The sequence below is a fragment of the Kitasatospora sp. NPDC056184 genome (assembly GCF_042268405.1).
GTDB lineage: Bacteria > Actinomycetota > Actinomycetes > Streptomycetales > Streptomycetaceae > Kitasatospora.
Genome location: NZ_JBHJUI010000006.1, coordinates 68,915 through 90,750, shown reverse-complemented (window position 1 = coordinate 90,750; position 21,836 = coordinate 68,915). Strand labels below are relative to the sequence as shown.

Genomic DNA, 21,836 nt, shown 5'->3' with positions numbered 1-21,836 from the left:
CGCACGCCCGACCGGGAACCGAACGTCCGACCGTTACCGTGCTAGCGAGCGAGAACGCTGAACGGGAGCGGGGAGCACGGCGCGGTGGACAGGCACGGGTGGAGCAGGACGACGGCGTACGCGGTGGGGGCGGCGGTTCTGCTGGCCGCCGGCACCGGGTGCTCGGGCGGGGGTGACAGCGGCGCCGCGTCCGCGGCCCTGGTGGCGCCGAGCGGTACCACCGCCCCGGCCGGGACCCCCTCACCGCGGCAGGGCGCGGCCACCCCGTCGCCGAGCACGCCCCCCGCCCCGGCCGCCGCGGACGCCGCCGCCTGGGCGAAGTGGAACCTCACGCCGCTGCCGCCCGCGCCCCCGGCGCCCGCCGACAAGCCGGTGAAGCTCCAGCGGACCGGCCCGGTCCCGGTGTTCAGCGAGGTGCGGACCAGCGACAAGGTCGTCTTCGTCACCATCGACGACGGCGCCGAGAAGGACCCGAGGTTCGTCGAGATGCTGACCGACCTCAAGGTCCCGGTCTCGATGTTCCTGACCCGCGACATCGTCAAGGACGACTACGGCTACTTCAAGCGGCTCCAGGCGCTCGGCAACCACGTCCACAACCACACCGTGGACCACGCGCAGCTGAGCAAGGTGACCCCGGAGAAGCAGAAGTCGGAGGTCTGCGACGCCCAGGCCGCGCTCACCCAGCAGTACGGCACCCCGCCGCTGCTGTTCCGCCCGCCGTACGGCGACGGCGCCAACACGCCCGCGCTCAACTCCTCGGTGCAGCAGTGCGGCCCGCGGGCGATCGTGCTGTGGCGCGAGTCGATGCAGATCCACGACATGCAGTACCAGGCGGCGGACAAGAAGCTGCGGCCCGGCGACATCGTGCTCGCCCACTTCCGGGGCCCGAAGGACCTCAAGGGCGAGACGATGACGCAGATGTTCGGGGAGATGCTGGCCCGGATCCAGGAGCAGGGCTTCGCGGTGGCCCGGCTGGAGGACTACATCGCGGCGCCGGCCGGCTGAACCGCCGCGGCCGGTCCGGTCACCGGCCGGCCGAGCATCATCAGCGGGCCGTGGTCGGTGCGGCTGAGGATCACCGTGACCTCGTTCGGGCCGGAGGGCTTCAGCTGGCGGCGCAGCTCCTCCGGGGTGATCGCCATCCCGCGCTTCTTGATCACCACCGTGCCGACGCCGCGGTCGCGCAGCAGCGCCTTGAGCTTCTTGATGTGGAACGGCAGCACGTCGGTGAGCTCGAAGCCGTGCGCGTAGGGGGTGTCGACCAGCTCGTCCGAGGTCACGTAGGCGATCTTCGGGTCGATCAGCCGTCCCCCGACCTGCCGCGCCACCTCGGCGACCAGGTGGGCGCGGATCACCGCGCCGTCCGGTTCGTACAGGTAGCGGCCGACCGGGCCGGCCGGCGGATCGGGCAGCTCGCCGCCGGTGAGGCTGGCCCGCTGCGGCAGCAGGGTGGCGCGGTGCGGGTGCCCGGCCCGGGTGCCGAACCAGAGCACGGCCTCCTTGACGTCGCCGTGGTCGGAGACCCACTCGGCCTCCGCGTCGGCCGGCACCGCCTCGTGCGGGATGCCGGGGGCCACCTTGAGCGCGCCGACCGGGGTGCGCCGGCCGGCCTCGATCGCCCAGGACAGCGGCGGCGCGTACGCCTCGGGGTCGAAGACCCGGCCGCGCGAGGTGCGCCGGGCCGGGTCGGTGAAGACCGCGTCGAAGCCGGTGACGTCGACGTCGGCGACGTCCGCGCAGCGCACCTCGACCCGGTCGGCCAGCCCCAGGGCGGCCGCGTTGGCGGCGGTGGCGGCGCAGGCGGCCGGGTCCCGGTCGACCGCGAGCACCTCGATCCCGGCCCGGGCCAGCGCCAGCACGTCGCCGCCGATCCCGCAGCAGAGGTCGGCCAGCCGCTTCACCCCGAGGTCCGCGAAACGGCGCGCCCGCCACTCGGCGACCTCGCGCCGGGTGGACTGCTCGACGCCGTTGGGCGTGAAGTACATGAGGTCGGCGTCGGCGCCGAACTTGGCCCGTGCCCGCTGCCGCAGCCGGGCCTGCCCGAAGGCGGCGGACACCAGCTCGGCGGGGTGCTCCTTGCGCAGCCGGGTGGCCAGCGCCAGTTCCTCCCCGGGTGCGAAGTCGCGCAGTTCGGCGAGCAGGGCCTGGCCCCGGTCGGTCAGCAGGGGCCGCAGGTCGTCGTTCTCCACCCCGCCATTCTCGCCGGTCGGAGGGTGCCGGGGACGACCGGTACGAAGGCCGGACAGCCGAACGGCGACAGCCCGGCGCCCGGGCGGAGCCTCGCACGGGAGTACGGCCGCTCGTCCGCCCCGCGCGGCCCGACGGGCGCGTCGTTGGCACTCTGGTTGACTGAGTGCTAACCGCAGCCTATGGTCGTCACTAGCACTCCCCACCGGGGGAGTGCTAACGCGACAGTGCGTGTCTGACCCCCGCGACGGCAGATCCGCGAGTTCGCCCCTACCCGTTAGAAAACCCCGTAATCTCCGAAGGGGAGCTCGGACGTGACCACCAGCAGCAAGGTTGCCATCAAGCCGCTCGAGGACCGCATCGTGGTCCAGCCGCTCGACGCCGAGACCACCACGGCCTCCGGCCTGGTTATCCCGGACACCGCCAAGGAGAAGCCCCAGGAGGGCGTCGTCCTGGCTGTCGGCCCGGGCCGCTTCGAGGACGGCCAGCGTCTGCCGCTCGACGTCGCCGTCGGTGACATCGTCCTGTACTCGAAGTACGGCGGCACCGAGGTGAAGTACCAGGGTGAGGAGTACCTGGTGCTCTCCGCCCGCGACGTTCTCGCCATCATCGAGAAGTAAAGACGTCCAGCCACGCCCCGGATCCGTGTCCCAGTGACAGGGGACCGGGGCGTGGCTGTTGGTTCACGTAGTCGAGCGGCCGCCGCGACGGCCGCACCCCCGAGGGAATAGGGAACATGGCGAAGATCCTGCAGTTCGACGAGGACGCCCGCCGCTCGCTGGAGCGCGGTGTCAACAAGCTGGCCGACACCGTCAAGGTGACCATCGGCCCCAAGGGCCGCAACGTCGTCATCGACAAGAAGTTCGGCGCCCCGACCATCACCAACGACGGTGTCACCATCGCCCGCGAGGTCGAGCTCGACGACCCGTACGAGAACCTTGGCGCGCAGCTCGTCAAGGAGGTCGCCACCAAGACCAACGACGTCGCGGGTGACGGCACCACCACCGCCACCGTGCTGGCCCAGGCCCTGGTCAACGAGGGTCTGCGCAACGTCGCCGCCGGCGCCGGCCCGGCCGCCCTGAAGAAGGGCATCGACAAGGCCGTCGCCGCCGTCTCCGAGCACCTGCTGTCGGTCGCCCGCGAGATCGAGGGCAAGGACGACGTCGCCGCCGTCGCCACCCTGTCCGCCCAGGACACGCAGGTCGGCGAGCTGATCGCCGAGGCGATCGACAAGGTCGGCAAGGACGGTGTCATCACCGTCGAGGAGTCGAACACCTTCGGCGTGGAGCTGGACTTCACCGAGGGCATGCAGTTCGACAAGGGCTACCTGTCGCCGTACTTCGTCACCGACGCGGAGCGGCAGGAGGCGGTCCTGGAGGACCCGTACATCCTGATCAACCAGGGCAAGATCTCCTCCATCCAGGAGCTGCTGCCGCTGCTGGAGAAGATCCTGCAGGGCGGCTCCTCCCGCCCGCTGCTGATCATCGCCGAGGACGTCGACGGCGAGGCGCTGTCCACCCTCGTGGTGAACAAGATCCGCGGCACCTTCAACGCGGTGGCCGTCAAGGCCCCGGGCTTCGGCGACCGCCGCAAGGCGATCCTCGGCGACCTGGCCGTCCTGACCGGCGGCACCGTGATCTCCGAGGAGGTCGGCCTCAAGCTCGACCAGGCCGGTCTGGACGTGCTGGGCTCGGCCCGCCGCGTGACCGTCACCAAGGACGAGACGATCGTCGTCGACGGTGCCGGCGAGTCGGAGGCCGTGGCCGGCCGCGTCTCCCAGATCAAGGGCGAGATCGCCAACACCGACTCGGACTGGGACCGCGAGAAGCTGCAGGAGCGCCTGGCCAAGCTGGCCGGCGGCGTCTGCGTCATCCGCGTCGGTGCCGCCACCGAGGTGGAGCTCAAGGAGCGCAAGCACCGCCTGGAGGACGCCATCTCGGCGACCCGCGCCGCGGTCGAGGAGGGCATCGTCGCCGGTGGTGGCGCCTCCCTGGTCCACGCCGCCAAGGTGCTGAACGACGGCCTGGGCCTGTCCGGCGACGAGGCCACCGGTGTCGCGGTCGTCCGCAAGGCGCTGCACGAGCCGCTGCGCTGGATCGCCCAGAACGCCGGCCTGGAGGGCTACGTCATCACCTCCAAGGTCTCCGAGCTGGAGCCGGGCCAGGGCTACAACGCGGCCACCGGCGAGTACGGCGACCTGGTCAAGGCCGGCGTCATCGACCCGGTCAAGGTCACCCGCTCCGCCCTGGAGAACGCCGCCTCGATCGCCTCCCTGCTGCTCACCACCGAGACCCTCGTGGTGGAGAAGAAGGAGGAGGAGGCCGACAACGGTCACGGCCACTCGCACGGCGGTCACGGCCACTCGCACTGAGGCCCGAACGACTGACCGCAGGCCCGGTCCGCGCCCCGCGAGGGGCGGCGGGCCGGGCCTGCGGCCGTTCCGAGCTGTTCCAGTCTTCAACTATCAGTTGAATTTTGCGTATTGCAAAGAATCCCTTATATCTTGGTGGCATGATCGAGGCCCGCCACCTGCGCGTCCTGCGTTCCGTCGCCCGCACCGGCTCCTTCTCCGCCGCGGCCCGCGAGCTGGGCTGCACCCAGCCCGCCATCAGCCAGCAGATGAAGGCCCTGGAGAAGTCCGTGGACACCCCGCTGGTGGTCCGCTCGGGCCGCGGGATGCAGCTGAGCGAGGCCGGGCGGATCCTGCTCAAGCATGCCACCGGGATCCTCGCCGGGCTCTCCGCCGCCGAGGAGGAGGTGGCGGCGATCGCCGGGCTGCGGGCCGGGCGGGTCCGGCTGGTCTCCTTCCCGACCGCCAGCTCGACCCTGGTGCCGCCGGCCGTCGCCCGGCTGCGGGACAGCCATCCGGGCGTGCGCGTGTCGCTGGTCGAGGCGGAGCCGCCCGAGTCGCTGGCGATGCTGCGCGGCGGCGAGTGCGAGGTCGCGCTGGCCTTCCGCTACCCGCAGGCCCCCGGATCCGCCCACGTGCCGGCGCCCGCGCCCGCGCACGGCACGCCCAGGGAGGCACGCGCCGAGGCCAATCTGGAGGCCCAGCAGCTGAGCGCCGGGGCCGACTGGTCCGACCTGGTGGTCACCCCGCTGCTGGACGACCCGCTGGTCGGGCTGCTGCCCGCCGGGCACCCGCTGGCCGGGCGCGGCGGGCCGGTCGGGCTGTCCGAGCTGGCGGCGGAGCAGTGGATCGCCGGCTGCCCGCAGTGCCGGGGCCACCTGGTGGAGCTGTGCGCGGGCGCCGGCTTCGAGCCCCGGATCGACTTCGCGACCGACGACTACCCGGCGGTGGTCGGGCTGGTGGCCGCCGGGCTCGGGGTGGCGGTGCTGCCCGGGCTGGCGCTGGAGTCGGTGCGGTCCGACGGGGTGGCGCCGGTGGCGGTGCACGCCGCCTCGGGGGCGCCGGCGGTGCGCCAGGTGGTCGCGCTGACCCTGCCGGACCTCGCCGAGGTGCCGGCGGTGGCGCTGATGCTGGAGCGGCTGGCGGGGGCGGCGGCCGGGCGCTGAGCCGGGCGCCGAGCCGGCGGCGCGCCGGGCCCGCGGCGGCCGGACGGGCTCCGGCCCGTCCTCACCCCGCGAAGAATCGTTTCTCCCCGCGGCGGGCGGAGTCGAGGTCCTACGACTGGGCCGCGCTCGGCGCGGCGAGCGGCACCTCCACCAGGCGGTTGCGCGAACGGCCCATCATCTCCTCGCGCTCGTCCTCGGTCAGGCCGCCCCAGACGCCGTACGGCTCGCGGACCGCCAGCGCGTGCGCGGCGCACTCGGTGCGCACCGGGCAGCGCATGCAGACCTCCTTGGCGCTCGCCTCGCGCGAGCTGCGGGCCGCGCCGCGTTCGCCCTCGGGGTGGAAGAAGAGCGAGCTGTCCACACCGCGGCAGGCCGCGGAGAGCTGCCAGTCCCAGAGGTCCGCGTTGGGGCCGGGGAGTCGGGAGAAATCTGCCATGGCTCATTCCCTTCAGAGGTCGTCGACCGCGGGCCGGTCGCCGGCGGGTTGCGTCGGCGGCGGCACGGCGGGGCGTCCGGCGCGGTGTGGACACCTGGAAATATGACTTACGGCAACTCCATGGACAAGTCACCCACAGACTGGCACAACAGTCAATGACCATACAAAAGCTCTAAAACCGGGCAAAGTGGGCATGGCGACCAGGTCGGCGATCGCCCGGCGCAAATGCGGCAATCGGGTGGCCGACGGGCGCACACGGAGCCGCGCGGGTGTGCGGGTTGTACGCCGACCGCGCGCGAGCTGCGCAAAAGTGCGGCGTGTGCACCGCGATGCGGCTGATCGGTAACGGGTCGGCCACGTACAGTGGTGGAGATGGCCCCGAAGGCCGTAACTCATTCGAGTGACGGTCGTTGGAAGTGCGGAGGCGGTTAGCGGACGCCGGACGTCGGGAACGATCGCGGGGAATCTCAGGCGATCAGCACGGAGTCTGACGCCGATCGGCCGTGTCGGAGAGGTTCGTACCAGCCAGGAGGCTCAACGTGACGCGGATCAGCTGCGGAGGACGACGGTCATGACTTCCGTTCTCGTTTGCGACGATTCCCCGCTCGCCCGCGAGGCGCTTCGCCGCGCGGTCGCGACCGTACCCGGTGTCGACCGGGTCACCACCGCGACGAACGGGGAGGAGGTCCTCCGCCGCTGGGTGGCCGACCGCTCCGATCTCGTCCTGATGGACGTCCGGATGCCCGGCCTCGGCGGGGTGGAGACGGTCCGGCGGCTGCTGTCCGCCGACCCGGGCGCCCGGATCATCATGCTCACCGTCGCCGAGGACCTCGACGGTGTCGCCCTCGCGGTCGCCGCGGGTGCGCGCGGGTACCTGCACAAGGACGCCTCGCGCGCCGAACTGCGGGCCACCGTCACCCAGGCGCTCGCCGACCCGACCTGGCGGCTCGCCCCCCGCCGGCTGCGCAGCCCGGACATGGGCGCGGCGCCGACCTTGACGGCGCGTGAGATCCAGGTGCTCGAAGGCATGAGCCACGGCCGCAGCAACGCCGAGATCGGCCGCGAGCTGTTCCTCTCCGAGGACACCGTCAAGACGCACGCCCGACGGCTGTTCAAGAAGCTCGGCGCCTCGGACCGCGCGCACGCGGTGGCGCTGGGATTCCGCTGGGGCCTGGTCCGCTGACCGCCGCCGGCACCGCCGGTTCCGGCACGCTCCGCGCGATTGCCCGCGCGGGGGCGTGTGACGTTACGGTCCCGAGGTTGCACCATGGAGGGGTGGAGCACCTCGGGGACCAGCGGACAGGAACTGCGGCGAACCACGCAGCCGCAGGAGACTCGGCGGACGGCGCCGCGGCCGGGACCACCCGGGGCGGCGGGGCGGGAGGCGGGACGGTGCAGGAGGGGCCGGTGGTGCGAGCCGGTGCGGCACCGCATAACGTTCCGGTGCACAACTCCGGACGCGGTGCCGCGTTTTCCCGCGCGACCAGGCACCATGGACCGATGCGTGACGACGTGACCGGGGCTCCCGGCGAGGCTGACCCGGTGGAGGCCGAGCCCTCCGCACCCGGGCCCGGCCCGGCGTACGCGGAACCGGCCGACGGACCCGGCGCGCTCGCCGAGCTCGTGGCGGCCGCCGTCCGGGGCGAGGGCCCGGCGATCGACGCCCTGCTCGCCCACGTCCACCCGCTGGCCCTGCGGTACTGCCGCGGCCGGCTGGTCCGGCTGCCCGGCGGCGCCCGGCACCACGTGGACGACATCGCCCAGGAGGTCTGCGTGGCGGTGCTCTGCGCGCTGCCCCGCTACCGGGACCAGGGGCGCCCGTTCGAGGCCTTCGTCTACGGGATCGCCGCGCACAAGATCGCCGATCTGCAGCGGGCCGCGATGCGCGGGCCCGGTTCGACGGTGGTCGCGCAGGACGACCTGCCGGAGGTGCCGGACGACGCGCTCGGCCCGGAGGAGCGGGCGCTGCTGAGCAGCGACGCGGCCTGGGCGAAGGAGCTGCTCTCCAACCTGCCGGCCCGGCAGCGCGAGCTGGTGCTGCTGCGGGTGGCCGCCGGGCTCTCCGCGGAGGAGACCGGCGAGGTGCTCGGGATGTCGCCGGGGGCCGTCCGGGTCGCCCAGCACCGCGCGCTGAGCCGGCTGCGGGCGCTCGCGGAGGAGTCCTCCTAGGCGCGTCCGACCATGCGCGTCGGATCGGCGCGCGGCGTCGGGGCGCGTTTTCGACCGGCCGGAATGGTCCATGGCCGGGCTGTGTTGTCAAGGGCACACGAGAGCGCATTCGCGGTGCCAGTACCATGGGGTATCGGCGCCTGGGCGGGTCGCCAAAGATTCGACGGTGTGCGCGGGGTTCCCCTGGAGGATCCTCCAACGGCCACCGCGCTTTCGGCGGTCCGAGCGAGTGAGCTGATGACAGCGCCCCCACCCTCAGGGCGCGAGCTGATCGAGCCGGCCACGGAAGGTACCCCCGAAATGTCTTACAACGCCGCAGGCGTACCCGAGAAGTTCGCGATGCTCGGACTCACGTACGACGACGTCCTGCTGCTGCCGGGGGCGTCCGAGGTGCTGCCGAACCAGGTCGACACCTCCTCGCGGGTCTCGCGCAACGTGCGCGTCAACATTCCGCTGCTCTCCGCGGCGATGGACAAGGTCACCGAGTCGCGGATGGCGATCGCGATGGCCCGCCAGGGCGGCGTCGGCGTCCTGCACCGCAACCTGTCGGTCGAGGACCAGGCCAACCAGGTCGACCTGGTGAAGCGCTCCGAGTCCGGCATGGTCACCGACCCGATCACGGTCGGCCCGGAGACCACGCTCGCCGAGGCCGACGCGCTCTGCGCCAAGTTCCGGATCTCCGGCGTGCCGATCGCCGACGAGTCCGGCAAGCTGCTCGGCATCGTCACCAACCGTGACATGGCCTTCGAGACGGACCGCACCCGCCAGGTCCGCGAGATCATGACCCCGATGCCGCTGATCACCGGCAAGGTCGGCATCTCCGGCGTCGACGCGATGGCGCTGCTCCGCCGCCACAAGATCGAGAAGCTGCCGCTGGTCGACGGCGACGGCCGGATCAAGGGCCTCATCACCGTCAAGGACTTCGTCAAGGCCGAGCAGTACCCGAACGCCGCCAAGGACTCCGAGGGCCGGCTGCTGGTCGGTGCCGCCGTCGGCGCCAGCGCGGAGGCCTTCGACCGCGCCCAGGCCCTGGTCGAGGCGGGCGTGGACTTCCTGGTCGTCGACACCTCGCACGGCCACAGCCACAACGCGCTGGCCTGGATCGAGAAGATCAAGTCGGCGGTCAAGGTCGACGTGGTCGGCGGCAACGTCGCCACCCGCGACGGTGCCCAGGCGCTGATCGACGCCGGCGTGGACGGCGTCAAGGTCGGCGTCGGCCCCGGCTCCATCTGCACCACCCGGGTGGTCGCCGGCATCGGCGTCCCGCAGGTCACCGCGATCTACGAGGCCGCGCTGGCCTGCCAGGCGGCCGGCGTGCCGGTCATCGGCGACGGCGGCCTGCAGTACTCCGGCGACATCGGCAAGGCGCTCGCCGCCGGTGCCGACACCGTGATGCTCGGCTCGCTGCTGGCCGGCTGCGAGGAGTCCCCGGGCGAGCTGCTGTTCATCAACGGCAAGCAGTACAAGTCCTACCGCGGCATGGGCTCGCTGGGCGCCATGCAGTCCCGCGGCCAGGGCCGCTCCTACTCCAAGGACCGCTACTTCCAGGCCGAGGTCGCCTCGGACGACAAGCTGGTCCCCGAGGGCATCGAGGGCCAGGTGCCCTACCGCGGCCCGCTCGGCGCGGTGCTGCACCAGCTGGTCGGCGGCCTGCGCCAGACCATGGGCTACGTCGGCGCCGCCACCGTGGCCGAGATGGAGAGCAAGGGCCGGTTCGTCCGGATCACCTCGGCGGGCCTCAAGGAGAGCCACCCGCACGACATCCAGATGACCGTCGAGGCGCCGAACTACAGCGCCCGCCGCTGATCCCGGCACCCGGCCGCAGGGCCCGCCACCGAGGGGTGGCGGGCCCTGCGGGCTGTCCGGGGGACCGCCCGCCGGGGGGCCGGGGGCCGGGCGGGGCCGTGTGGGGGCGGGCGGGTGCGGGATACTGGGAGGCGGCCGGGGTGACCCGGCGGGCATGAGCAACACCACCAGAAGGGCTCGAAGTGACTGAGATCGAGATCGGGCGAGGCAAGCGCGGCCGCCGGGCGTACTCCTTCGACGACATCGCCGTCGTCCCCAGCCGCCGTACGCGTGACCCGAAGGAGGTCTCGATCGCCTGGCAGATCGACGCCTACCGCTTCGAGCTGCCGTTCCTGGCCGCTCCCATGGACAGCGTGGTCTCCCCGCAGCAGGCCATCGCCATCGGCCGCCTCGGCGGCCTGGGCGTGCTGAACCTGGAAGGCCTCTGGACCCGCTACGAGGACCCGCAGCCGCTGCTCGACGAGATCGCCTCGATCACCGACGAGTCCGCCGCGACCCGCCGCCTGCAGGAGATCTACGCCGAGCCGATCAAGGCCGAGCTGATCAAGCAGCGGATCCAGGAGGTCCGCGACTCCGGCGTGGTCACCGCCGCCGCGCTCTCGCCGCAGCGCACCGCCGAGTTCTCCAAGGCCGTCGTGGACGCCGGGGTCGACGTCTTCGTCATCCGCGGCACCACCGTCTCGGCCGAGCACGTCTCCGGCGCCGCCGAGCCGCTCAACCTGAAGCAGTTCATCTACGAGCTGGACGTCCCGGTCATCGTCGGCGGCTGCGCCACCTACACCGCCGCGCTGCACCTGATGCGCACCGGCGCGGCCGGCGTGCTGGTCGGCTTCGGCGGCGGCGCCGCGCACACCACCCGCAACGTGCTGGGCATCCAGGTCCCGATGGCCACCGCCGTCGCCGACGTGGCCGCCGCCCGCCGCGACTACATGGACGAGTCCGGCGGCCGCTACGTGCACGTCATCGCGGACGGCGGCGTCGGCTACAGCGGCGACATCCCGAAGGCGGTCGCCTGCGGCGCCGACGCGGTGATGATCGGCGCCGCGCTGGCCCGGGCCACCGACGCGCCCGGCCGCGGCTACCACTGGGGCATGGAGGCCGTCCACGAGGAGCTGCCGCGCGGCAAGCGGGTCGACCTCGGCACCGTCGGCAGCACCGAGGAGATCCTCACCGGCCCGTCGCACACCCCGGACGGCACCATGAACCTGTTCGGCGCGCTGCGCCGGGCGATGGCGACCACCGGGTACACCGAGCTCAAGGAGTTCCAGCGGGTCGAGGTGACCGTCAACCCGGCGCTCAACCACCGCTGAGCCGGCTCTCCCCGGGGCCCCCGGTCGCACCGCGCGACGGGGGCCCCGTGCCGTGTCCGGAGGGAGCGGGCGGCCACCGGCGGGCGTTCACCGGCGGGCGGCTACTGGCGGGTGGCGGCGCGGCGGGTCAGCAGGAAGCCGCCGATCACGGCGATGCCGTAGAAGACCAGGTCCAGCGGGCGGCGGCCGTCGCGCCAGAGCGGGAGGGCGTCGTGCAGCAGTTCGCCGTACCCGGTGCCGGCCAGCGCGTGCAGCCGGCGGGCCCCGGCGAGCACCTGGCCGAGGAACAGCGCGCCGGACGCCAGCAGGGCGCCCAGCGGCGGCAGCAGCCGGCCCGGGCCGCCGAGCCGGCCCAGCGGCCAGGCGACCGCCGCGGCCGGGGCGATGGCCAGCCAGCCGACGGTGGCCTCCGCGCGGGTCGGCGCGCAGCCGAGCGCCGCGGCGCCGGCCAGCATCGCGAGCACGGCCAGCGCCACGGCCGGGCCCGGCCGGTACCGGGGGCGACCGCGCCGCGGGGTGCCGCCGGCGCTGCCGGTGCCGTCGGCCGCCGGGTCGGCGGCGGGGGCGGCCGGGTCGGCGGGGCGGTAACCGGCCACCGGGGCGCCGGGCATGCCGGGGGCCACGTACCCCTCGGGGGTCTCCGGTTCCGGTGCGACCGAGAAGTGCGAGGCCGTGGGCGGTCGGCCCGACCGGCCGTCAGAGCCCGGTGCGGATGCGGTCATGGACGTCGTGTTCCCCCCGGAAAGACGGTGAGCTGCCGAACGGTAGCAGGGGCCGGATCGGGGTCGACAGAGTTTTCGATCACAGATCGGGCACGGACCGCCGCCCCGGACCGGGGGGCGTGCCAGGGTGGCCGGGGGCCGGGTGGTCGGGGACGCGCGTGACAGGGGATGATGGAGGCTTGGGCGTTCGGGCCCGACGCCGGTCCGACACGCCGTCACCACGACCGCCAGCAGCACATGGGGGAACGTTCCGAAATGACCCAGGCGCAGGGTTCCACCGGCCGCCTCCTGGCCGGACGCTACCGGCTGAACGCGGTGCTCGGGCGCGGCGGCATGGGTACCGTCTGGCGCGCCGAGGACGAGATGCTGGGCCGGACGGTCGCGGTCAAGGAACTGCGGATGAACGCCAGCGTGGAGGAGGACGAGAAGCACCGGCTGATCGTCCGGACCCTCCGCGAGGCCAAGGCGACCGCGCGGATCCGGCACAGCTCGGCGGTCACCGTCTTCGACGTGGTCGAGGAGGACGACCGGCCGTGGATCGTCATGGAGCTGGTCGAGTCGCGCTCGCTGGCGGACGTGGTCCGGGAGGACGGGCCGCTGGCGCCGGCCCGGGCGGCGGAGATCGCGCTGGACGTGCTCGGCGTGCTGAGCGCCGCGCACGCGCTCGGCATCCTGCACCGGGACGTCAAGCCGTCCAACGTGCTGATCGGCGAGGACGGCCGGGTGGTGCTCACCGACTTCGGCATCGCCAGCGTGGAGGGCGACACCTCGGTGACCTCCACCGGCATGCTGGTCGGCGCGCCCTCGTACATCTCCCCGGAGCGGGCCCAGGGCCAGAAGCCTGGACCGCCGGCCGACCTGTGGTCGCTGGGCGGCACCCTGTACGCGATGGTCGAGGGCCGTCCGCCGTACGACCGGGGCTCGGCGCTGGCCACCCTGACGGCCGTGATGACGGAGGAGCTGACCGCTCCGGCGAACGCCGGGCCGCTGCTTCCGGTGATCGAGGGGCTGCTGGCCAAGGACCCGGCGGAGCGGCTGACCGCCTCGCAGACCCGGTCGATGCTCAAGCGGGTGGTCGCGGAGGCGACCGCCCGGGCCGAGTCGACCACCGAGCAGGCGGTGCCGGTCGCGGAGGGCGGGAAGAAGCGGTCGGTCGGCGGGCTGCTCGGGACGGTCCGGGTGGGCAGCCGGGCCGGGGACGCCGGGAGCGGGGAGCCGCCGGCGGCGCCCGCGGGGGCGAAGGAGAAGGCGGGGCCGTCGGAACCCCCGGCGCCGGCGGGGCCCTCGGAGCCGTCGGGGGCCGCGGGCCCGGAGACCGAGGCGGCCCGGCCGGTGACCAGTGAGTGGACGCTGGGCGCGACCCAGGCGGCCGGGGCGGACCCGCGCACCGGCCGGCGGCGCCTCGCCGTGGCGACGGTCGTGGTGGTGCTGCTGCTGATCGCGGGCGTGGTCGCGCTGGTCCAGGCGCTCGGCGACTCCGGCGACGGTTCGGCGGAGGGCGCGCGCGGCACCGCGGCGGCGGACGTCACGCCGGGCGACGCGGCGCCGGCGCCGACCCCGGAGGGCGCCGCCCCGGCGGAGAGCACGGCGGCGGAGCCCGCGCCCGTGCCCAGCGCCACCCCGACGCCCACGCCCACACCGACCCCGACGGCCACCGGGGCCGTGGTGCCGGCCGGGTACCACGAGTACAAGGACCCGGCCGGCTTCTCGATCGTGCTGCCCGACTGGCTGCAGCCGTCGGGCTCGGAGTCGATCCGCCGCACCTTCAAGGGCAACGGCAGCACCCTGCGGATCGAGTGGACGACCACGCCGGGGCCCAGCGCGCTCGCCGACTGGCAGGACGCCGAGCCGGGGCTGCGCGGCCAGGTGACCAACTACCAGCGGGTGCAGCTGCAGTCCGTCGCCTACCGCGAGTGGACCAACGCCGCCGACTGGGAGTGGATCAGCGGCAGCTCGCGGTCGCACTCGCTGAACCGGGGCTTCGTCACCGGTTCCCCGGCCAAGTACGGCTACGCGATCTACTGGACCACGCCGGACGCGGACTGGGCCGCGCCGCAGAACGCCCAGGCCCGGCAGACCGCGTTCGACACCTTCCAGCCCGCGCCCTGAGGCCCGCCCCGACCGCCGGTCGTCAGCCGATCAGGCGCTGCTTCGCGCGGGTGAACTCCTCGTCGGTGAGGGCGCCGGCGGTGTGCAGGGCGGCCAGCCGTTCCAGCTGGTCCAGCAGCTCGGTGCCGGAGGAGGCGGCGGGCGAGGGGCCGGTGGGGGCCGGGGCGGCCAGTGCCTTCCGGGAGGCCTCGCGGGCCAGTCGGGCCGTGGCGCGGAGCTGCTCGGCGAAGACCTCCGCCTTGACCACGTCCTCGAAGCGGTGCGAGCCGGTCAGCGCGACCACCAGCAGTACCTCGCCGTTGATCCGGGTCCGGGTGACGGTCGCGTCGGTGACCGCCTCCAGCGGAACCGGGACCGGGGGCTTGCCGTCCTTGAGGAAGAGCAGCCGGTGGGTGGTCAGGACCAGGACGCCCTTGCGGAAGTGGTCGGGGTGGCGTCCGGCGGTGGAGGCTACCGGCCGCTCCTCGGGGGCGACGTTCGCCTCGACGGAGCGCAGGGCGGCGTCCCGGTTGTCCTTGTTGCTGTTGCCGGCCACGTCGAAGGCCGCGTCGATCAGATCGGTCCAGTCCATGGAGCGAGGGTAGTCCGCCGTCGCGCGGTGCCTTCCGCGGGCGGGGAGGGCCCGAGGCGCGTCCGACCACCCGGGTCGGATCGGCGTGCGGTTCCCGCGGCCGCGGGCCGGGGGCGCGCGTGCCCCGGCGTCGCACGCCCGGCGGGAATCGTCGGACACGCCTTAGGCTTGGCGGTGAGCGGAGAGGAACACGCATGCGAGCGGGCCCGGGGCAGGTGTTGGCGGGGCGTTACCGGCTGATCGACCGTCCGGGGGCGCCGAGTGCGTTCGCCGTGGACGAGCGGAGCGGCGAGGTCGTACGGCTGCGTGCGTGGGAGCTGCCGGCGCGGCTGACCGTGGGTCAGGAGGACGACGCCGAACCGGTGCGCGGGGAGCGGCTGGTGCGCCGGGTGGCGGAGGTCGGTGCCGCCGCGCCGCGGCATCCGCGACTGCTGCAGGGGGCCGGGGCGTTCGTCGAGGGCGACCTGCTCCGGACCGTCGAGGAGGGCCCGGCCGGGCGGCCGCTGGCCGAGGTGCTCGCGGACGGCCCGCTGCCGCCGTACCGGGCGGCGGAGGTGGCGGCCGACCTCGCCGCGGCGCTGCGGGCGCTGCACGACGTAGGCCTGGCGCACGGGAACCTGACCGCGGATTCGGTGCTGGTCTGCGAGGACGGCGCGGCGCTGCTGGGCGGGCTGCTGCCGGGGGTGGCCGAGGAGGTGCTGGCCGAGGAGCTGGGCGGCCCGGGCGGCAGGCGCCGCTACGAGGTCCGGGCCGAGCTGGTCGGGCCGGTGGCCGAGCGCTGGCCGCTGGACGGCGGCCCGGCGGGCGACTGCTGGGCGCTCGGGGTGCTGCTGCACCGGATGGCGACCGGCCGCGCGCCGTACCCGGAGAGCGGGGTGCCGGAGCTGGTGACGGCGGTGCGGGAGGGGCGGCGGGTGCCCTCGGAGGCGTGCGGGCCGCTGGGGCCGCTGGTGGAGCGGCTGGTGCAGCCCGATCCGGCACGGCGGCCGACGGCGGCGGAGATCCGGCTGGAGCTGGCGGAGCTGCTGGCGGGCGCGCCGGAGCCGACGGCGGGCGAGCGGGCGGTGCTGCCCGTGCCGGAGCCGCGCCGTCCGGCCGCGCGGCGCGGTGCGGCCCGTCGCGGCGGTGCGGCGGGGGCGGAGCGGTCGCGGGTGGAGGCGGCCGGCCCGGCCCGGCCGCCGCGGATCCCGCCGGCGATGCTGGGCCCGGTCCTGGTCGGCGGGGTGTTCCTGCTGCTGGTCCTCGGCGTGGTGGCCGTCGTGCTGTTCGCAGGCTGACGGGGCCGGTGGGACCATGGTCGCCACGGTGGCGGGTGGGGGAGATTACCCGGGGGCGACCGGGGCGCCTAATGTGTCCGTGGGATTTGTTCGATTCAGCGGTCTGCACCGAGTGGTCTGCGCCGGGCCCTCCGTCGCGGTGACGGCAGGTGGATGAGGGGGAGCGGTCGCGGATGGGCGCGCAGGACCGGCCGGAGTCGGCCGAGGCGGAGCGGCTGCTGGCCGGGCGCTACGAGCTGGGCGAGCGGCTGGGCCGCGGCGGGATGGGCACGGTGTGGCGGGCCCGGGACCGGATGCTGGACCGCGAGGTCGCGGTCAAGGAGCTGACCGTCAACCACCTCCCCGAGGAGGAGCTGCAGATCCTGCACGCCCGGATGAAGCGGGAGGCCGCCGCGGCCGCCCGGATCAAGCACCCGGGCGTGATCACGGTGCACGACGTGCTGGAGCAGGACGGCCGGCCGTGGATCGTCATGGAGCTGGTCGACGGCCGCTCGCTGGCCGACGTGATCAGCCAGGACGGCACGCTGCCGCCGCGCGCCGCCGCCGAGGTGGGCGGCCAGGTGCTGGCCGCCCTGCACCGGGGCCACCAACTGGGCGTGCTGCACCGGGACGTGAAGCCGGCCAACGTGCTGCTGGAGCACGGGACCGGGCGGGCGGTGCTGCTGGACTTCGGGATCGCGACGTACGAGGGCTCGGCCGAGCTGACCCGGCCGGGCGACCTGGTCGGATCGCCGGACTACCTGGCGCCGGAGCGGGCGCAGGGCGAGCGCCCGGGCCCGGCCTCCGACCTCTGGGGGCTCGGGGCGACGCTGTACGCGGCGGTGGAGGGCGACTCGCCGTTCCGCCGCACCTCGCCGCTGACCACGCTGGCCGCGGTGGTCGGCGATCCGCTGCCGGAGCCGCGCCGGGCGGGGCCGCTGGGGCCGGTGCTGGCCGCGCTGATGGCCAAGGACCCGGCGGACCGGCCGACCGCGGACGAGGCGTCCCGGATGCTGGCCGAGGTGCAGGCCGGGCACACCATGGGGTTCAAGCCGGTCGCGCCGGTGCGGATGCCGACCCAGTCGGTGCCGGTGGTGGACCGGTCGGGCGAGCCGGGCGAGCCGGGCGGGTCGGCGGAGCCGGAGCACCCGGGCCCGGCGGACGGGCGGCCGGAGACGGCTCCGGAGGCGGTCACCGTGCCGCGTCCGGTGGCGGCCGCGGCGGTGGCCGAGGAGCCGCCGGCAGTACCGGCCGTCGGGGGCGAGCCGGCCCGGGAGGGCCGCGAGGGAGCGCCCACCGGCCCGGGCGCGCTGGGGGTGCACGCCGACGCGCCGGTGCGCGGTTCGGCCAAGCGCCGCCGAATGCTGCCGGTCCTGGCGGCCGTGCTGACGGTCCTGCTCGCCGTGGGCGCCGCCGGGGCGGTCTACCTGGCGGACCGCGACGGCGGACCGGGCGGCACCAAGCCGCTTCCGACCGCCGCCGAGTCCCTGCCGGGCGAGGCCGACGGCACGCCCGCGCCGCCCGGCGGCTACCGCTGGGTGGACGACCCGGCGGGCTTCCGCTTCCCGCTGCCCGACGGCACCCCGGCCTGGCAGCGCACCAGCACGCCCGACAACCAGATCTACTACAGCCCCGACAACAAGGTGCACTACCTGCAGTTCGCGGTCACCGTCGGCCAGTCGGTCCGGCCGCTGGAGCACATGCGGCAGATGGAGAGCACCGTCTCCAAGTCGCTGAAGGAGTACAAGCAGCACAAGCTGACCAGCGTCGCGGTGAACGGCCACGAGGCGGCGGTCTGGGAGTTCAGCTACCTGGCCAAGGAGGGCGGCCGCCGCCGGGCGATCGAGGCCGAGTTCATCGACAAGGACGGCACCAGCTACGCGATCTACTCGTCCAGCCCGGAGCGGGGCAGCGAGTGGAACGAGGCCGAGCAGCGTTTCAACGCGGTGCTGCACTACTTCACCCCCACCCGCTGACCGGCGGGCCGCCGCCGACGGCCCGTTTTTTGTTACCGACGGGTACCGAATCGGGCGCGAAGCGCCTAGGCTGCGCCCCATGACGGACCTCACAGCAGCTGCCACGGCCCACGACCCCGCCGGCACCGGCTCGCCGGGCCGCAACCCCGCCGCACCCGGCGGCGGCCGCACCGTCGCCTCGGCCGTGCCGGCGTCGCTGGTCGCCCGGCTCGCCGCCGGGGTCACCGCCACCGGCGAGCCCAGCGTGGTGGAGACCGTCGCCCCGATGACCGGCGAACGGCTGGCCGCCCTGCCGCAGTCGACCCCGGCGGACGTCGAGGTCGCCTTCGAGCTGGCCCGGCGCGCCCAGCCGGCCTGGGCCGCGCTGCCGGTCCGCCGCCGCGCCGCCGTCCTGCTGCGCTTCCACGACCTGCTGATCAAGCGGCAGGACGAGGTGCTCGACCTCATCCAGGCGGAGACCGGCAAGGCCCGGCTGCACGCTTTCGAGGAGGTCCTCGCCGTCGCCATCGCCGCCCGCCACTACGGCCGCTCCGCCCCGGCCTACCTGCGCGACAAGCGGCACCTCGGCGCGGTGCCGCTGCTCACCCAGGCGATCGAGGCCCGCCGCCCCAAGGGCGTGATCGGCCACATCTCGCCGTGGAACTACCCGCTGGAGCTGTCCGTCGGCGACGCCCTGCCGGCCTTCGTGGCGGGCAACGCGGTGGTCAACAAGCCGGACACGCAGACCGCGCTGACCGCGCTCTGGGCCCGCGAGCTGCTGATCGAGGCCGGCCTGCCGGCCGACCTGTGGCAGATCGTGATCGGCGACGGCCCGGTGATCGGCCCGGCCGTGGTCGAGCACGGCGACTACGTCTCGTTCACCGGCTCCACCCGCACCGGCCGCGACGTCGCCCGGCGCGCCGCCGAACGGCTGGTCGGCGCCTCGCTGGAACTCGGCGGCAAGAACGCCATGCTGGTGCTCGCCGACGCCGACCTCGACCGGGCCGCCGAGGGCGCCGTCCGGGCCTGCTTCTCCTCGGCCGGGCAGCTCTGCATCTCGATCGAGCGGCTGCTGGTGCACCGTTCGGTGGCCGACGAGTTCCTGGCCGGGTTCGCCGCCCGCACCCGGGCGCTGCGGCTCGGCGGCGGCCTGGCGTACGGGGCCGACATGGGCTCGCTGGTCTCCGGCCGGCAGCTGGAGACCACCACCCGGCACGTCGAGGAGGCGGTCAAGGCCGGGGCCACCCTGGTGGCCGGCGGGAGGGCCCGGCCGGACCTCGGCCCGTTCTTCTTCGAGCCGACCATCCTGGACGGCGTCACCCCGGACATGGCGGTGTGCGGCGAGGAGACCTTCGGCCCGGTGGTCTCGGTCTACCGCTTCGACACCGAGGAGGAGGCGGTGGCCGCCGCCAACTCCACCCCGTACGGCCTCAACTCCAGCGTCTGGACCAGGGACGTCCGGCGCGGCCGGGCGGTCGCGGCCCGGCTGCGCACCGGCACGGTCAACGTCAACGAGGCCTACGGCGCGGCGTACGGCTCGGCCGGCTCGCCGATGGGCGGCATGGGCGACTCCGGGCTCGGCCGGCGGCACGGCGCGGAGGGCATCCTGCGGTTCACCGAGGCGCAGACGATCGCCAGCCAGCGGCTGCTGCCGCTCGCCCCCGCGCCCGGCCAGGACGACCGGCAGTACGCGGCGATGATGACCGCCGGGCTGCGGATGCTGAAGGCGCTGCGCGTCCGGTAGCCCCGGCGGCCGGCACCCCCGTTTCGTGGACGACTTCCGAAGGAGCAGTGGCAGATGGTGGGTTCGGCTGAGGACCGGGAGTTCGACTACGACGTGGTCGTGGTCGGCTCCGGTTTCGGCGGTTCGGTCTCGGCGCTGCGGCTGACCGAGAAGGGGTACCGGGTCGCCGTCCTGGAGGCCGGGCGCCGCTTCGACCGCGACGAACTGCCCCGGAACTCCTGGGACGTCGCCAACTACCTGTGGGCGCCGAAGCTCGGCCTCTACGGCATCCAGCGGATCCACCTGCTGGCCAATGTGATGATCCTGGCCGGCGCCGGGGTCGGCGGCGGCTCGCTGAACTACGCCAACACCCTCTACGTGCCGCCGAAGGCGTTCTTCGAGGACCGCCAGTGGAGCCACATCACGGACTGGCAGGAGGAGCTGGCGCCGTTCTACGACCAGGCGCGGCGGATGCTCGGGGTGCGGCTCAACCCGACCGTCACCCCGTCCGACGTCCACCTGCGGGCCGCCGCCGAGCGGATGGGCGTCGGCGACACCTTCCACATGGCGCCGGTCGGGGTCTTCTTCGGCGACGGCGAGGACGGCGACGGCACGGCGAAGGCGGCCCCCGGCGCCGAGGTGGCCGACCCGTACTTCGGCGGCGCCGGTCCGGCCCGCCGGGCCTGCGTCGAGTGCGGCGAGTGCATGACCGGCTGCCGGCACGGCGCCAAGAACACGCTGACCGAGAACTACCTGTACCTGGCCGAGCGGGGCGGCGCCGAGATCCACCCGCTCACCACGGTGGCCCGGATCCGTGAGCGGGGCGAGGGCTTCGCGGTGGACGTGCGGCGCACCGACAGCCGCTCCACCACCGACCCGGTCAAGGCCGGGGCGCGGACGATCACCGCGGCGAAGGTGGTGGTCGCGGCGGGCACCTACGGCACCCAGTCGCTGCTGCACCGGATGCGCGCGGCCGGCCACCTGTCCCGGATCTCCGCCCGGCTCGGCGAGCTGACCCGGACCAACTCCGAGGCGCTGGTCGGCGCGCAGACCACCGACCGGCGGTACGGCGCCCGGGCGGACTTCACCAAGGGCGTGGCGATCACCTCCTCGATCCACCCGGACGAGAACACCCACATCGAGCCGGTCCGCTACGGCAAGGGCTCCAACGCGATGGGCGCGCTGTCGATCGCCCAGGTCCGCGGCGGCGGGCGGGTGCCGCGCTGGCTGCGCTACCTCGGCAACTCGGTCAAGCACCCGGTGACCTTCGCCCGTTCGATGAACCAGCACCGGTGGTCCGAGAAGACGATCATCGGTCTGGTGATGCAGTCGCTGGACAACTCGATCACCGTCTCGCTGAAGGAGAAGGGCCTCGGCAAGGGCGCGCTGACCTCCCGCCAGGGCCACGGCGCGCCCAACCCGACCTGGATCCCGGCCGCCGAGCGCGGCGCCCGGGCGCTCGCCGACGAGATCAACGGCTTCCCCGGCGGCAGCGTCGGCGAGATCTTCGACATCCCGATGACCGCGCACTTCCTGGGCGGCTGCCCGATCGGCGACTCCCCGCTGACCGGCGTCGTCGACCCGTACCACCGGCTCCACGGGTACCCCGGGATCAGCGTGGTGGACGGCGCGGCGGTCTCCGCCAACCTCGGGGTCAACCCGTCGCTGACCATCACGGCGCAGGCCGAGCGGGCCATGTCGATGTGGCCCAACAAGGGCGAGCCGGACGCCCGTCCGGCGCCCGGCGAGGACTACCGCCGGGTCGCCGCCGTCCCGCCGGCCGCCCCGGCGGTGCCGGACGGCGCGTTCGGGGCGCTGCGGCTGCCGCTGCTGGCGGTGCCGGAGGTGCCGAAGAAGCAGGCCTGACCCGCGGGCCGCCGGGCGGGCGCACGGCCGGGAGCGTCCCGGCGCCCTTCCGGCGGCGCGTGGCCGGTTGACAGCCGTCCGTACCCGATGGGAGAAAAGGGGCGCCCTGGGGGACCAGGAGATCGTTCGTTCGGACGGGGGGACGCGGTCCATGTCCATCTGCGCATCCTGCGGCGCGGCTTCGGCGGAGGGGGCGCTCGGCTGCGCGTC

Annotated in this window: 17 protein-coding genes; 13 read left to right on the top strand and 4 right to left on the bottom strand. The window is 74.3% G+C overall.

Annotated features, from left to right (window positions below):
* The first annotated feature begins 84 nt into the window (after positions 1–84).
* A complete protein-coding gene (locus ACFC0B_RS14325; RefSeq protein ID WP_376086118.1) occupies positions 85–1,005 on the top strand; it encodes a polysaccharide deacetylase family protein in 921 nt (306 codons plus the stop codon).
* Here the strand turns inward: ACFC0B_RS14325 and ACFC0B_RS14320 are convergent.
* Entirely contained in the window at positions 981–2,189 is a 1,209-nt protein-coding gene (locus ACFC0B_RS14320) for a methyltransferase domain-containing protein (RefSeq protein WP_376086116.1), read from the bottom strand. The genes ACFC0B_RS14325 and ACFC0B_RS14320 overlap by 25 nt on opposite strands.
* A 312-nt stretch (positions 2,190–2,501) precedes the next feature.
* On the opposite strand from ACFC0B_RS14320, the gene groES reads away from it, so the two are divergent.
* The 3 genes from groES to ACFC0B_RS14305 all read left to right on the top strand — a co-directional run bounded on the left by groES (position 2,502) and on the right by ACFC0B_RS14305 (position 5,703).
* Positions 2,502–2,807 (top strand): co-chaperone GroES, encoded by a 306-nt coding sequence (gene groES / locus ACFC0B_RS14315; protein WP_014136232.1) that lies wholly within the window; start codon positions 2,502–2,504, stop codon positions 2,805–2,807.
* A gap of 116 nt (positions 2,808–2,923) precedes the next feature.
* Positions 2,924–4,558: a chaperonin GroEL gene (groL, locus tag ACFC0B_RS14310; protein WP_376086114.1), complete on the top strand. Its 1,635-nt coding sequence runs from the start codon at positions 2,924–2,926 to the stop codon at positions 4,556–4,558.
* A gap of 140 nt (positions 4,559–4,698) precedes the next feature.
* Positions 4,699–5,703, top strand: coding sequence for a LysR family transcriptional regulator (locus ACFC0B_RS14305; RefSeq protein WP_376086113.1), 1,005 nt, complete (start codon positions 4,699–4,701; stop codon positions 5,701–5,703).
* A gap of 109 nt (positions 5,704–5,812) precedes the next feature.
* On the opposite strand, the gene ACFC0B_RS14300 is transcribed toward ACFC0B_RS14305, so the two are convergent.
* Positions 5,813–6,139 (bottom strand): WhiB family transcriptional regulator, encoded by a 327-nt coding sequence (locus ACFC0B_RS14300; protein WP_376086111.1) that lies wholly within the window; start codon positions 6,137–6,139, stop codon positions 5,813–5,815.
* Positions 6,140–6,710: 571 nt separating this feature from the next.
* Between ACFC0B_RS14300 and ACFC0B_RS14295 the strand changes: the two genes are divergently transcribed.
* From ACFC0B_RS14295 to ACFC0B_RS14280, 4 genes are all read left to right on the top strand, one after another.
* The gene (locus ACFC0B_RS14295; protein ID WP_014136228.1) at positions 6,711–7,322 is read left to right on the top strand and encodes a response regulator transcription factor; all 612 of its coding nucleotides are present in this window, start codon (positions 6,711–6,713) and stop codon (positions 7,320–7,322) included.
* Between the two features lie 317 nt (positions 7,323–7,639).
* Positions 7,640–8,308 carry an RNA polymerase sigma factor ShbA gene (gene shbA, locus ACFC0B_RS14290; protein ID WP_376086110.1) on the top strand — a complete coding sequence of 223 codons (669 nt, stop codon included), beginning with the start codon at positions 7,640–7,642 and terminating at the stop codon, positions 8,306–8,308.
* Positions 8,309–8,608: 300 nt separating this feature from the next.
* A complete protein-coding gene (gene guaB, locus ACFC0B_RS14285) occupies positions 8,609–10,114 on the top strand; it encodes an IMP dehydrogenase (protein WP_376086108.1) in 1,506 nt (501 codons plus the stop codon).
* Between the two features lie 182 nt (positions 10,115–10,296).
* The gene (locus ACFC0B_RS14280; RefSeq protein ID WP_376086106.1) at positions 10,297–11,424 is read left to right on the top strand and encodes a GuaB3 family IMP dehydrogenase-related protein; all 1,128 of its coding nucleotides are present in this window, start codon (positions 10,297–10,299) and stop codon (positions 11,422–11,424) included.
* Positions 11,425–11,525: 101 nt separating this feature from the next.
* Here ACFC0B_RS14280 and ACFC0B_RS14275 read toward each other — a convergent pair whose 3' ends face one another.
* A complete protein-coding gene (locus tag ACFC0B_RS14275; RefSeq protein WP_376086104.1) occupies positions 11,526–12,146 on the bottom strand; it encodes a hypothetical protein in 621 nt (206 codons plus the stop codon).
* A 255-nt stretch (positions 12,147–12,401) separates the two neighbouring features.
* Here ACFC0B_RS14275 and ACFC0B_RS14270 point away from each other — a divergent pair, with 255 nt between their 5' ends.
* Positions 12,402–14,255 carry a protein kinase gene (locus ACFC0B_RS14270; protein ID WP_376086102.1) on the top strand — a complete coding sequence of 618 codons (1,854 nt, stop codon included), beginning with the start codon at positions 12,402–12,404 and terminating at the stop codon, positions 14,253–14,255.
* Between the two features lie 22 nt (positions 14,256–14,277).
* Here ACFC0B_RS14270 and ACFC0B_RS14265 read toward each other — a convergent pair whose 3' ends face one another.
* Complete coding sequence (locus ACFC0B_RS14265; RefSeq protein ID WP_376086100.1) at positions 14,278–14,826, bottom strand: SHOCT domain-containing protein; 549 nt, start codon at positions 14,824–14,826, stop codon at positions 14,278–14,280.
* A gap of 194 nt (positions 14,827–15,020) precedes the next feature.
* Here ACFC0B_RS14265 and ACFC0B_RS14260 point away from each other — a divergent pair, with 194 nt between their 5' ends.
* The 4 genes from ACFC0B_RS14260 to ACFC0B_RS14245 all read left to right on the top strand — a co-directional run bounded on the left by ACFC0B_RS14260 (position 15,021) and on the right by ACFC0B_RS14245 (position 21,626).
* Positions 15,021–16,103 carry a hypothetical protein gene (locus ACFC0B_RS14260; protein ID WP_376086098.1) on the top strand — a complete coding sequence of 361 codons (1,083 nt, stop codon included), beginning with the start codon at positions 15,021–15,023 and terminating at the stop codon, positions 16,101–16,103.
* A gap of 173 nt (positions 16,104–16,276) precedes the next feature.
* Positions 16,277–18,058: a protein kinase gene (locus ACFC0B_RS14255; RefSeq protein WP_376086096.1), complete on the top strand. Its 1,782-nt coding sequence runs from the start codon at positions 16,277–16,279 to the stop codon at positions 18,056–18,058.
* 79 nt (positions 18,059–18,137) lie between these two features.
* Complete coding sequence (locus ACFC0B_RS14250; RefSeq protein ID WP_376086094.1) at positions 18,138–19,781, top strand: succinic semialdehyde dehydrogenase; 1,644 nt, start codon at positions 18,138–18,140, stop codon at positions 19,779–19,781.
* A gap of 54 nt (positions 19,782–19,835) precedes the next feature.
* Positions 19,836–21,626, top strand: a complete 1,791-nt coding sequence (locus ACFC0B_RS14245) for a GMC family oxidoreductase N-terminal domain-containing protein (protein WP_376086092.1) — start codon at positions 19,836–19,838, stop codon at positions 21,624–21,626.
* Positions 21,627–21,836: the final 210 nt, after the last annotated feature.

Bases quoted from the DNA above. Each gene is read 5' to 3' on its own strand.
- groL (WP_376086114.1), top strand. From the start codon at position 2,924: ATGGCGAAGATCCTGCAGTTCGACGAGGACGCCCGCCGCTCGCTGGAG.
- ACFC0B_RS14305 (WP_376086113.1), top strand. From the start codon at position 4,699: ATGATCGAGGCCCGCCACCTGCGCGTCCTGCGTTCCGTCGCCCGCACC.
- ACFC0B_RS14300 (WP_376086111.1), bottom strand. From the start codon at position 6,139: ATGGCAGATTTCTCCCGACTCCCCGGCCCCAACGCGGACCTCTGGGAC.
- ACFC0B_RS14295 (WP_014136228.1), top strand. From the start codon at position 6,711: ATGACTTCCGTTCTCGTTTGCGACGATTCCCCGCTCGCCCGCGAGGCG.
- shbA (WP_376086110.1), top strand. From the start codon at position 7,640: ATGCGTGACGACGTGACCGGGGCTCCCGGCGAGGCTGACCCGGTGGAG.
- guaB (WP_376086108.1), top strand. From the start codon at position 8,609: ATGTCTTACAACGCCGCAGGCGTACCCGAGAAGTTCGCGATGCTCGGA.
- ACFC0B_RS14275 (WP_376086104.1), bottom strand. From the start codon at position 12,146: ATGACCGCATCCGCACCGGGCTCTGACGGCCGGTCGGGCCGACCGCCC.
- ACFC0B_RS14270 (WP_376086102.1), top strand. From the start codon at position 12,402: ATGACCCAGGCGCAGGGTTCCACCGGCCGCCTCCTGGCCGGACGCTAC.
- ACFC0B_RS14265 (WP_376086100.1), bottom strand. From the start codon at position 14,826: ATGGACTGGACCGATCTGATCGACGCGGCCTTCGACGTGGCCGGCAAC.
- ACFC0B_RS14260 (WP_376086098.1), top strand. From the start codon at position 15,021: ATGCGAGCGGGCCCGGGGCAGGTGTTGGCGGGGCGTTACCGGCTGATC.
- ACFC0B_RS14255 (WP_376086096.1), top strand. From the start codon at position 16,277: ATGGGCGCGCAGGACCGGCCGGAGTCGGCCGAGGCGGAGCGGCTGCTG.
- ACFC0B_RS14250 (WP_376086094.1), top strand. From the start codon at position 18,138: ATGACGGACCTCACAGCAGCTGCCACGGCCCACGACCCCGCCGGCACC.
- ACFC0B_RS14245 (WP_376086092.1), top strand. From the start codon at position 19,836: ATGGTGGGTTCGGCTGAGGACCGGGAGTTCGACTACGACGTGGTCGTG.